Origin of the sequence: Cupriavidus alkaliphilus (genome assembly GCF_014191175.1) — a bacterium.
GTDB classification, from domain to species: Bacteria; Pseudomonadota; Gammaproteobacteria; order Burkholderiales; family Burkholderiaceae; genus Cupriavidus; species Cupriavidus alkaliphilus.
In genome coordinates this window covers 182,879-194,532 of record NZ_JACHWE010000001.1, presented here as the reverse complement: position 1 = coordinate 194,532, position 11,654 = coordinate 182,879, and the positions used below count along the sequence as shown (strand labels likewise).

At 68.4% G+C, this 11,654-nt stretch carries 9 protein-coding genes; 5 read left to right on the top strand and 4 right to left on the bottom strand.

The genetic code is table 11. The features are described 5' to 3' along the window. Positions 1 to 98: 98 nt before the first annotated feature. Together FHX60_RS00915 and recG are read right to left on the bottom strand one after the other, a co-directional pair. Positions 99 to 1,049, bottom strand: a complete 951-nt coding sequence (locus tag FHX60_RS00915; RefSeq protein ID WP_062801683.1) for a LysR substrate-binding domain-containing protein — start codon at positions 1,047 to 1,049, stop codon at positions 99 to 101. Positions 1,050 to 1,170: 121 nt separating this feature from the next. Next, the gene (gene recG / locus FHX60_RS00910) at positions 1,171 to 3,354 is read right to left on the bottom strand and encodes an ATP-dependent DNA helicase RecG (protein WP_183282285.1); all 2,184 of its coding nucleotides are present in this window, start codon (positions 3,352 to 3,354) and stop codon (positions 1,171 to 1,173) included. 229 nt (positions 3,355 to 3,583) lie between these two features. On the opposite strand from recG, the gene queA reads away from it, so the two are divergent. From queA to secF, 5 genes are all read left to right on the top strand, one after another. After that, positions 3,584 to 4,654, top strand: coding sequence for a tRNA preQ1(34) S-adenosylmethionine ribosyltransferase-isomerase QueA (queA, locus tag FHX60_RS00905; RefSeq protein WP_112774291.1), 1,071 nt, complete (start codon positions 3,584 to 3,586; stop codon positions 4,652 to 4,654). Positions 4,655 to 4,670: 16 nt separating this feature from the next. Continuing rightward, entirely contained in the window at positions 4,671 to 5,801 is a 1,131-nt protein-coding gene (gene tgt / locus FHX60_RS00900; RefSeq protein ID WP_112774290.1) for a tRNA guanosine(34) transglycosylase Tgt, read from the top strand. Between the two features lie 191 nt (positions 5,802 to 5,992). Next, positions 5,993 to 6,319, top strand: coding sequence for a preprotein translocase subunit YajC (gene yajC / locus FHX60_RS00895; protein ID WP_012353816.1), 327 nt, complete (start codon positions 5,993 to 5,995; stop codon positions 6,317 to 6,319). 209 nt (positions 6,320 to 6,528) lie between these two features. Further along, entirely contained in the window at positions 6,529 to 8,400 is a 1,872-nt protein-coding gene (gene secD, locus FHX60_RS00890; RefSeq protein WP_112774288.1) for a protein translocase subunit SecD, read from the top strand. A 41-nt stretch (positions 8,401 to 8,441) separates the two neighbouring features. Then, entirely contained in the window at positions 8,442 to 9,413 is a 972-nt protein-coding gene (gene secF / locus FHX60_RS00885) for a protein translocase subunit SecF (RefSeq protein ID WP_112774287.1), read from the top strand. A gap of 92 nt (positions 9,414 to 9,505) precedes the next feature. Here the strand turns inward: secF and FHX60_RS00880 are convergent, their stop codons facing one another. Beyond that, positions 9,506 to 10,513 carry a response regulator gene (locus tag FHX60_RS00880; protein ID WP_092306449.1) on the bottom strand — a complete coding sequence of 336 codons (1,008 nt, stop codon included), beginning with the start codon at positions 10,511 to 10,513 and terminating at the stop codon, positions 9,506 to 9,508. Further along, entirely contained in the window at positions 10,510 to 11,649 is a 1,140-nt protein-coding gene (locus FHX60_RS00875) for a hybrid sensor histidine kinase/response regulator (RefSeq protein WP_112774286.1), read from the bottom strand. The genes FHX60_RS00880 and FHX60_RS00875 overlap by 4 nt, the downstream gene beginning before the upstream one ends. Positions 11,650 to 11,654: the final 5 nt, after the last annotated feature.

Below are 11,654 nucleotides of genomic sequence, written 5' to 3'. Positions count from 1 at the left end.
CAGCGCGGCCAGATATCCGATCCGGGGAGCAGAAATGACAACGGCCGCAGCGGAATCTCCGCTGCGGCCGTTGCATGGACAGTCCTTCGACGCGACGCTCAGGCGGCTTCGGCCAGTTCCTTGGCGTCGAGCTTGCGCACGCCCGGCAGGTCGCACGCGGCCACGGCGTTGGCCAGCGCTTCCATCGCCGGCAGGCGGGTGAAGCTCTTGCGCCAGGCCAGCACCACGCGCCGGTCGGGCACGGGGTCGGCAAACGGCACGTACGACAGCATGTCGCCCTTGGCCTTCAGGTCGGGCACCGAGGTGCGCGGCAGCACGGTGATGCCGACACCGCTGGCCACCATATGGCGGATGGTCTCGAGCGACGAGCCCTCGAAGGTCTTCTGGATGCCGTCGGCCGCCTGCGAAAAGCGCGACAGCTCGGGGCACACGCCCAGTACGTGGTCGCGGAAGCAATGGCCGCTGCCCAGCAGCAGCATGGTCTGCTGCTTCAGCTCTTCGGGATCGACCGCGTGCGCCTGCGCCAGCTGGTGGCCGCGCGGCACGGCCACGACAAAGGGTTCGTCATAGAGCGGGCGCACCGTCAGGCCGGAATCCGGGAACGGCTCCGCCATCACCGCGCAGTCGATCTCGCCCTGCTTGAGCAGCTCGATCAGCTTGTGGGTGTAGTTCTCCTGCAGCATCAGCGGCATCTGCGGCACGGTGTCGATCATCTGCTTGACCAGCGACGGCAGCAGGTACGGCCCGATGGTGTAGATCACCCCCACGCGCAGCGGCCCCGCCAGCGGGTCCTTGCCCTGCTTGGCGATCTCGCGGATGGCCATGGTCTGCTCCAGCACACGCTGGGCCTGCGCCACGATCTGCTCGCCGACCGACGTCACCGACACCTCGGAGGTGCCGCGCTCGAAGATCTGCACGTTGAGCTCGTCTTCCAGCTTCTTGATGGCGACCGACAGCGTCGGCTGCGACACGAAGCAGGCTTCGGCGGCCCGGCCGAAATGGCGCTCGCGCGCCACGGCGACGATGTACTTGAGTTCGGTGAGCGTCATGACTTATCAAATCCGGGTAGGCGATAGATTTTACCTTCGATTGCCGGTTCTGTCAGAGTGCCCGCTTCACGCGAGCCGGTATGCGACGGCTCCGGCACAAAGCCGGCCAGCCAGACTCCAGTCAGGCCTTCAGGTAGTGCTCGCGCCCGCCCAGCCAGCGCGACAAGTGCGCTTCCACCGCTTCCGGATAGTGTGCCAGCATCAGCTCGGCCGCCTCCTGGGCGTACTCCACCAGCCACGCATCGGTCTGCAGGTCGGCAAAGCGCAACATCGCCTCGCCGGACTGGCGCGCCCCCAGGAATTCGCCCGGGCCGCGGATCTCCAGGTCGCGCCGCGCGATCTCGAAGCCGTCGGTGGTCTCGCGCATGGTCGCCAGGCGCTCGCGCGCGGTGGGCGACAGCGGCGCCTGGTACATCAGCAGGCACACCGATTCGGCGCTGCCGCGCCCGACCCGGCCGCGCAGCTGATGCAGCTGCGCCAGGCCGAAGCGCTCGGCATGCTCGATCACCATCAGCGAGGCATTGGGGACGTCCACGCCCACCTCGATCACGGTGGTGGCCACCAGCACCTGCAGGCGATTGGCACTGAAGTCGTCCATCACCGCGGCCTTCTCCGCCGGCGGCAGGCGCCCGTGCACCAGGCCCACGCGCAGGTCGGGCAGCGCGGCCACCAGGGTCTCGTAGGTCTCGACCGCGGTCTGCAGCTGCAGCGCCTCGCTTTCCTCGATCAGCGGGCACACCCAGTAGACCTGGCGGCCTTCGGCGGCGGCGTGGTGGATGCGTCCGATCACCTCGTCGCGGCGCTCGTCGTTGACCAGGCGCGTGACGATGGGCGTGCGCCCCGGCGGCAGTTCATCGATCACCGAGACGTCGAGGTCGGCGTAGTACGTCATGGCCAGCGTGCGCGGGATCGGCGTGGCCGACATCATCAGCTGGTGCGGCACGGTTTCGGCCGCGCTGATGGCAGCGGGCGCTTCGGCGGCGCCGGCCTTGCCGCGCAGCGCCAGCCGCTGCGCCACGCCGAAGCGATGCTGCTCGTCGACTACCGACAGTCCCAGCCTGGCAAAACGCACGGTGTCCTGGATCAGCGCATGGGTGCCGATCACCAGCTGCGCCTCGCCCGATTCCACGCGGGCCACGGCGGCGCGCTTGTCGCGCGCCTTCTGGCTGCCGGCCAGCCATGCCACCGGCACGCCCAGCGGCTCCAGCCACGCCGACAGCTTGCGGAAATGCTGCTCGGCCAGGATCTCGGTGGGCGCCATCAGCGCCGCCTGGAAACCGGCATCGATGGCCTGGCACGCGGCCAGCGCGGCGACGATGGTCTTGCCGCTGCCGACGTCGCCCTGCAGCAGCCGGTGCATCGGGTGCGGCAGGCTCATGTCGGCGGCGATTTCGCCGACCACGCGCTGCTGCGCGCCGGTCAGCCGGAACGGCAGGGCCGCCAGGAAGCGCGTCAGCAGCCCGCCCTCGCGGCGCGGCATGGTCGGCGCGGTCTTGTCGCGGCGCGCCGCGTGCGCGCGCCGCAGCGAGATCTGCTGCGCCAGCAGCTCGTCGAACTTGACGCGCTGCCAGGCCGGATGCGAACGGTCAGCCAGCGCGGCCTCGCTTTCCTGCGGCGGCGGCGCGTGCAGCAGCCGCAGGCAGTCGGCCAGCGGACGCAGCTGCAGGCGCGCCAGCGGCCCCTTCAGCACCGGCTGCGGCAGCGTCTCGGGCAAGGGGGTGCGCACCAGCGCGCCGCCGATGGCCTTGCGCAGGTAGGCCTGCGGGATGCCGGCGGTGGACGGGTACACCGGCGTCAGGCGGTCGGGCAGCGCCTCGCCGGCCAGCACCGGGCGCACCGTCGGGTGGACCATCTCGGCGCCGAAGAAGCCGCCGCGCACCTCGCCGCGCACGCGCAGGCGCACGCCTTCGGCCATCTGCTTGGTCTGGCTGCCGTAGAAGTTCAGGAAGCGCAGGGTCAGCTCGCCGCTGTCGTCGGCAATCTTCACCACCAGCTGGCGGCGCGGCCGGAACGTGACCTCGTTGGAGACGACTTCGCCTTCCACCTGCGCCGGCAGCCCGAGCCCGGCACGGTGGATGGCCTCGGCGATCGGCACCACCGTGGTCTCGTCCTCGTAGCGCATCGGCAGGTGCAGCACCAGGTCGACCGGGCGGCGCAGGCCCAGCTTGGCCAGCCGCGCGGCCGCGGAAGACGTGCCCGAGCCCGCGGCCTTGCCCTTGCCCGCGCCGGCCTTGCCGCGCGCGGGGGCCGGCGCGTCGTCGGCGTCGGCAGGGTCCTGGATCGGTTCAGCGGCGGTTCCGGGCATCGGCGAAAAAGTTGGCAGCAGTCGCTGCGGGCTTCTGGACTGGCTGGCGCGGCGCCGGCGAATGGCCGGTATCACGCCCGGCGCGGCGGCAAGCGCGCCCGTGGCCTTACAATATCGGATTCGCCGATTGTACCCATGCCGGCTGCCAACCCGGGCAGCGGAGTGACGCGCCCTGCCCGGCGCCCGCCTCCGCCACAGCCTGCAGACCGCGCAGACCGCCCCTCCCACGATGTTGACGCTTTCCGATTTCGACTTTCCGCTGCCGCCCGAACTGATTGCCCAGAGCGCGCTGCCCGACCGCAGCGCCAGCCGCTTGCTGGTGGTGGAGCGGCTCGCCCCCGGCGACACCGCCGAGGCGGTGCGCATGGTCGATCGCGCCTTCAGCGACATCGTCGACTATCTGCGTCCGGACGACCTGCTGGTGTTCAACGACACCCGCGTGATCAAGGCCCGCTTCTTCGGCCACAAGCCCAGCGGCGGCAAGGTCGAGGTGCTGGTGGAGCGCGTGGTCGATGCCCATACCGTGCTGGCCCAGGTGCGCGCGTCCAAGACGCCGGCCGAAGGCAGCGCCCTGCACCTGGCCGACGGCGCCTTCGCCGTGACCGTAGGCCCGCGCGTGGACCAGTTCTTTACGCTGCGTTTCCCCGAGCCGGCGCTGGACCTGATCGAGCGCTACGGCCGCCTGCCGCTGCCGCCCTATATCACGCACGACCCCGACGCCTACGACGAGACCCGCTACCAGACCGTCTACGCGCGCAGCCCCGGCGCGGTCGCCGCGCCCACCGCGGGCCTGCATTTCGACGACGCGCTGTTCGCCCGGCTCGATGCCGCCGGCGTGCGCCGCGCCTTCCTGACGCTGCATGTGGGCGCCGGCACCTTCCAGCCGGTGCGCACCGAGAACCTGGCCGAGCACAAGATGCATTCGGAGTGGTACGCGATTTCCGAAGACCTGGCGCAGGCGGTGCGCGACACCCGCGCGCGCGGCGGCCGCGTGATCGCGGTCGGCACCACCTCGCTGCGCGCGCTGGAATCGGCCGCGCAGCCCGACGGCACGCTCGCCGCCGGCAGCGGCGACACCGATATCTTCATCACGCCCGGCTACCGCTTCCGCCTGGTCGACGCGCTGATCACCAACTTCCACCTGCCCAAGTCGACGCTGCTGATGCTGGTGTCGGCGCTGGCCGGGGTGCAAGCCATCCGCGCCGCCTACCGCCATGCGGTCGAGCAGCGCTACCGCTTCTTCAGCTACGGAGACGCCATGCTGCTGACCCGGCAGCCGGACGCCGCCGCCAAGGCCTGATTTCAGACTATTCGACATGCTCAACTTCGAACTCATCACCACCGACGGCAACGCGCGCCGCGGCCGCGTCACGCTGAACCACGGCGTGGTCGAAACGCCGATCTTCATGCCGGTGGGTACCTATGGCTCGGTCAAGGCGATGTCGCCGCTGGAACTGAACGAGATCGGCGCCCAGATCATCCTCGGCAACACCTTCCACCTGTGGCTGCGCCCGGGGCTGGAGGTGGTCAATGCCCATGACGGGCTGCACCGCTTTATCGGCTGGGACAAGCCGATCCTGACCGACTCGGGCGGTTTCCAGGTGTTTTCGCTGGGCGATCTGCGCAAGATCACCGAAGATGGCGTCACCTTTGCCTCGCCGGTCAACGGCGACAAGCTCTTCCTGTCGCCCGAGATCTCGATGCAGATCCAGCGCACGCTGAATTCGGACATCGTCATGCAGTTCGACGAATGCACCCCGTACGAGATCGATGGCCGCCCCGCCACGCACGAGGAAGCCGCCCAGTCGATGCGCATGAGCCTGCGCTGGGCCAAGCGCTCGCGCGACGAGTTCGAGCGGCTGGCCAACCCGAACGCGCTGTTCGGCATCGTCCAGGGCGGCATGTACGAAGACCTGCGCGACGAGTCGCTGGCCGGGCTCTCCGAGCTGGACTTCCACGGCTTTGCCATCGGCGGGCTGTCGGTGGGCGAGCCCAAGGAAGACATGATGCGCGTGCTGGAACACGTGGCGCCGCGCCTGCCGGCCAACAAGCCGCACTACCTGATGGGCGTGGGCACGCCCGAGGACCTGGTCGCCGGCGTCGCCGCCGGGGTCGACATGTTCGACTGCGTGATGCCGACGCGCAACGCGCGCAACGGCTGGCTCTTCACCCGCTACGGCGACGTCAAGATCAAGAACGCCGCGCACCGCAACGACCCGCGCCCGCTCGACGAGAGCTGCGCTTGCTACACCTGCCGCAATTTCTCGCGCGCCTACCTGCACCATCTGCACCGCGTCGGCGAGATCCTGGGCGCGCGCCTGAACACCATCCACAACCTGCACTACTACCTGCAGCTGATGCGCGAAGTGCGCGAGGCGATCGAGCAGCACCGCTTCACCGATTTCCGCCGCCAGTTCGCCGCCGACCGCGCCCGCGGCACGCAGTGACCACCCCGGGCGGCGCGAACTTTCGCGCCGCTGGCGGTCGAATAGCCGGTCAAGGCGCGGCGCGCGCCGCGCAAGTTGCCCCCAACGCACCCCGAACAAACCCGTATTCCGCCCTAGAATGCCAAGGGCGGGCTGGGTGCGAATGGTAGAATGTTCGATTAATTGACTGACTTTTGTGACGGAGAATCAACGTGCTGATTTCTAACGCATTTGCCCAGACCGCCGGTGCCGGCGGCGCGGCTGGCGGCCTGATGAGCTTCCTGCCCATCATCCTGATGTTTGGTGTGCTGTGGTTCATCATGATCCGCCCGCAGATGAAGCGCCAGAAGGAAGCCAAGGCAATGCTCGAAGCGCTGGCCAAGAACGACGAAGTCGTCACCGCCGGCGGCATCCTGGGCCGCGTGACCAAGGTCACCGACCAGTATGTCAGCCTGGAAATCGCCGAAGGCACCGAGATCACGGTGCAGAAGAATGCCGTGACCACGGTGCTGCCCAAGGGCTCGCTGAAGGCGCTCTGATCCCCGGAGCGCGCGCGCGACTCCCGCCTTTGTCTTTTCCGGCATGCCCGTTCGCGCATGCCCCGGCAGCCGCCTGATCCAGCCCGACGAAGCCCCCGCGGCTTCCATCCGCGGCTGCCAGGCGGCTGTTTGCCAAACCGGTTCGGCCCCGCCGACGTGGCCCGCCACGCCTGCGCCGGCCCCGCCAACCGCTGAATGACTGGCCCGAGATGAATCGTTATCCGCTTTGGAAATACCTCGTGATCCTGGTGGCCCTGGCCATCGGCATCATCTACACCTTGCCGAACTTCTTCGGCGAGGCGCCTGCCGTGCAGGTGTCCTCGGGCAAGGCCACGGTCAAGGTCGACCTGTCGATGCAGAAGCAGGTTGAAGAGATCCTGGCGCAGAACCAGCTGCAGCCCGACGGCGTCTTCTTCGATATTTCCGGCCAGTCGGGCTCGGTCAAGGCGCGCTTCCGCACCACCGACGAGCAGCTCAAGGCCAAGGACGTGCTGTCGCGCGCGCTCAACCCGGACGCGTCCGACCCCGCCTACGTGGTCGCGCTGAACCTGCTGTCGGGCTCGCCGCGCTGGCTGACCTCGCTGCACGCGCTGCCGATGTACCTGGGCCTGGACCTGCGCGGCGGCGTGCACTTCCTGCTGCAGGTCGACATGAAGGGCGCGGTCGACAAGAAGCTCGACAGCCTGGCCGGCGACGCGCGCACCCTGCTGCGCGACAAGAACATCCGCCACGGCGGCATCGACCGCGACGGCGAGCGCCTGACGGTGCGCTTCAACAACGCCGACGACGCCGGCCGCGCCCGCCCGCTGCTGGCTGACAACCTGCGCGAAGTGGCCTTCGCCATGGACGGCAACAACATTGTCGGCACCTTCACCGAAGTCGCCCGCCGCGCCGTGCAGGACGCCGCCGTCAAGCAGAACATCACCACGCTGCACAACCGCGTCAACGAACTCGGCGTGGCCGAGCCGGTGATCCAGCAGCAAGGCGCCGACCGCATCGTGGTGCAGCTGCCGGGCGTGCAGGACACCGCCAAGGCCAAGGACATCATCGGCCGCACCGCCACGCTTGAAGCGCGCCTGGTCGACAACGACGCGCCGCGCAGCCCGCGCCCGGGCGACCCGGTCCCGTTCGGCAGCGAACTGTTCACGCAGGGCAACGGCGCGCCGGTGGTGCTGAAGAAGCAGGTGATCTTCACCGGCGACCGCATCGAAAGCGCCTCGGCCGGCTTCGACCAGAACCAGCAGCCTTCGGTCAACATCAAGCTCGACGCCCAGGGCGGCCGCGTGCTGCGCGACGTCTCGCGCGAGAACCTGAAGAAGCCGATGGCGATCGTGCTGTTCGAGAAGGGCAAGGGCGAAGTGCTGACGGTGGCGACGATCCAGTCCGAACTGGGCTCGAGCTTCCAGATCACCGGCTCCTACTCCACCGAAGCCGCCAACGACCTGGCCCTGCTGCTGCGCGCCGGCTCGCTGGCCGCGCCGATGGAGATCATCGAAGAGCGCACCATCGGCCCGTCGCTGGGTGCCGACAACATCGAGAAGGGCTTTGACTCGGTCGCCTATGGCTTTGCCGCCATCGGCGTGTTCATGATCCTGTACTACATGCTGTTCGGCGTGTTCTCGGTGATCGCGCTGGGCGTGAACCTGCTGCTGCTGATCGCGGTGCTGTCGATGCTGCAGGCCACGCTGACGCTGCCGGGCATCGCCGCCATCGCGCTGGTGCTGGGCATGGCCATCGACGCCAACGTGCTGATCAACGAGCGCATCCGCGAGGAACTGCGCGCCGGCGCGTCGCCGCAGATGGCGATCGCGGTCGGTTTCGACCGCGCCTGGGCCACCATCCTGGACTCCAACGTGACCACGCTGATCGCCGGCCTGGCGCTGCTGGCGTTCGGTTCGGGCCCGGTGCGCGGCTTTGCCGTGGTGCACTGCCTGGGCATCCTGACCTCGATGTTCTCGGCGGTGTTCTTTAACCGCGGCCTGGTCAACCTCTGGTACGGCCGCAAGAAGAAGCTGCAGAGCGTGGCCATCGGCCAGATCTGGAAGCCGGGCAATACCACCGACACGCCGGTCGCCAAGTAAGCGGCCCGCGGCACAACACGTAGTACAGAACAGGATTCAACATGGAATTCTTCCGCATCCGGCGCGACATTCCGTTCATGAAGCACGCGTTGATCTTCAACGTGATCTCCTTCCTGACGTTTGCCGCGGCCGTGTTCTTCCTCTGGCAAAAGGGCCTGCACCTGTCGATCGAATTCACCGGCGGCACGGTGATGGAGGTCAGCTACCAGCAGGCGGCCGACCTGGAAAAGATCCGCGGCCAGGTGGGCAAGCTGGGCTACACCGACGTGCAGGTGCAGAACTTCGGCACCTCGCGCGACGTGATGATCCGCCTGCCGCTGCAGAAGGGCCCGGACGGCAAGCCCGTAACGTCCGCCCAGCAGAGTGAGCAGGTGATGGGCGCGCTGAGCGCGGCGGCGCCTGACGTCAAGCTGCAGCGCGTGGAGTTCGTCGGTCCGCAGGTGGGCAAGGAGCTGGCCACCGACGGCCTGCTGGCGCTGCTGTGCGTGGTGGCCGGTATCGTGATCTACCTGTCGTTCCGCTTCGAGTGGAAGTTCGCGGTGGCGGGCATCATCGCCAACCTGCACGACATCGTCATCATCCTGGGCTTCTTCGCCTTCTTCCAGTGGGAGTTCTCGCTGTCGGTGCTGGCGGCGATCCTGGCCGTGCTGGGCTATTCGGTGAACGAGTCGGTGGTGATCTTCGACCGGATCCGCGAGGCCTTCCGCAAGTACCGCAAGATGACCACCCACGAGGTCATCGACCACGCCATCACCAGCACCATGTCGCGCACCATCATCACCCACGGCTCGACCGAAATGATGGTGCTGTCGATGTTCTTCTTCGGCGGCCCGACGCTGCACTACTTCGCGCTGGCGCTGACGGTGGGCATCCTGTTCGGCATCTACTCGTCGGTGTTCGTCGCCGCGGCGCTGGCGATGTGGCTGGGCGTGAAGCGCGAAGACCTGGTCAAGGGCGAGAAGAAGGGCGAGTCGACCGACCGCAACGACCCCAACTACGGCGCGCAGGCCTGAGCCCTGCCCTGCCGGAAAACAGAACGGCGCCCCGCGGGGCGCCGTTTTTCATGGCCGCTCCGGAAGGCCCGAAACAGCCGGGCCCGCCAGGCTCAGGCCGGCATCGAGAAGCGCTCGATCCATGCGGCCAGGCGGTCGGAGGCGAAGCTCTCGCTGCGCGGGGCGGCGCGGCAGACGATGGTGTCGCCGTCGCGCACGAACTTCAGCGCGCCGCCGGCCTCTTCCAGCCACAGCAGGCTGGCCAGCCAGGCGGCGTGCTGTGCCGACACCGCGGTGCCCACGGGCTGGGACAGGAACTCGGCCAGCGCGGCCGGCTGGGTCCACACCACCGTATCGCCGTCGCGGCGCACCACCTCGCTGCCAAGCGCGTCGGCAATCACGGCGGCGGCATCGGCGGCGCCCTTGCCTGCATTGGCGCTGCGCAGCCCGGCCAGGCGGGTGCCGACCGCATGGCCGAAACTGCCGCTGCGCTCGGCTTCGGCGCGCACCAGGTCGGCATAGTCCATGCGCTGCCAGTCCGGATCGGCGTTGCGGGCCCCGACCAGGTCGACCGCGGCGAGGTAGGTATCCACCGGCTGGAAATGGCCGGGGCCGATCAGGCTCGCGCACAGCGCGTGCAGCATGCCGATGCGGGTCGCCACGGTCTGGGTCTGCAGCACCGCCAGCTTCTCGCGCACCAGCTGGTCGCGCTCCTTGCGCAGGCCGGACATTTCCAGCGCCTGCTTGAGCTCCATGCGCAGCGCGGTGATGTCCCACGGCTTCTTGATATAGCGGTGGATCTGCCCCTGGTTCACCGCCTCGACGGTCTGGTCGAGTTCCGAATACGCGGTGGTCAGGATGCGCACGATATGCGGGTAGCGCTCGCGCGCGTAGCGCAGCAGTTCGTTGCCGTACTCGCCCGGCATGCGCTGGTCCGAGACCAGCACGGCCAGGCTGTCGGCGTGAGCGTCCAGCAGCGTCTTGCCCTCCTCCACCGAGCCGCCAGTCACCACCGGCGCCAGCGCACCGATCGCGCGCTGGAAATATTTGACGGCGGTGGCCTCGTCATCGACGAACAGAATCGCCGGGGGTGGTGCCTGGGTGGCAATCGGTTCGCTCATCGGTCACTCCTAATCATTCGATTCTTGATATTTGGAAAGTCCAGCGTCACTGTGGTCCCGGCACCGGGCGCGGAGGCGATCCGGACACCTCCGCCGAAGGACTGCATGACGCGGTTGCAGAAAATCATGCCGAGGCCACTGCCGCCGGCGCTGGCGTGGGTCGTGACCGGATCGACCAGCAGGCGTCCCATCACCTCTGGCGGGATGCCCGGGCCGTTGTCGCAGATGCGGATTTCCTGGTTGGGCTGGGCTGTCACCACGAAGCGCAGGGACGGCTGGTCCACGCCCGCCAGCGCGCGCAGCGCGTTGCTCATGACCGACGACAGCACCAGCGCGACGCAGTTGGGCAGCGTCTGCACCGGGAAATCGCCCTGCATGTCGACGTCGACCCACTGGCGCTGCCCGCCGGTGAACGGATACGTATCCAGCAGCGACGCCACCAGCGCACCCGCGCTGACCTCGGTGCCGGCGTCGGCCGCCGGCGTCTTGCTGACTCCCGCGCTGTTGCGCACCGACTCCAGGAAAGACGACAGCACCGCCAGGCAATACTGGGCGTTGTCGTACATGGCGCCCGCGGCCTGCCCGATCTCGCCTTGCCGCTGCTCGCTGTAGTCGGCCTGGACGCGGCTTTCGATGCCGCGCGCGAAGTTGGCAATGGCGGCCAGCGGCGTGTTCAGTTCATGCGCCAGGAAGGCCAGGGTTTCGTCGATCGCCATCAGGCGGTGCTGGCGCAACGCGCGCTCCAGGTGGCGCTCGCCAGCCAGGTTCAGGACCTGGCGCACGTCGCTGACACTGAGCGGCTTTTCCAGGATGCGGAAGACTTCGCCGCTGTTGACGGTCCGCAACAGCATGTCCTTGTCGGCGTAGGCCGTCACCAGGATGCGCACGATCTGCGGATAGGCCTGCGCGACCTCGCGCAGCAGGTCGCCGCCATCGCGGCCGGGCATGCGGAAATCGGTGACCAGGATCGCGATGCGCCCCCCCTCGGCGCGCAGCGTCGCCATCGCCTCGTCGGCGCCGGCGGCAAGCAGGACCTCGTACTCGCTGCCAACCGCACGCGCAAAGTACTTGCGCGCCATGTCCTCGTCATCGACATAGAGGACGACGTTTGGACGCGCTTGCTGGGCTTCGCTCATGCGAC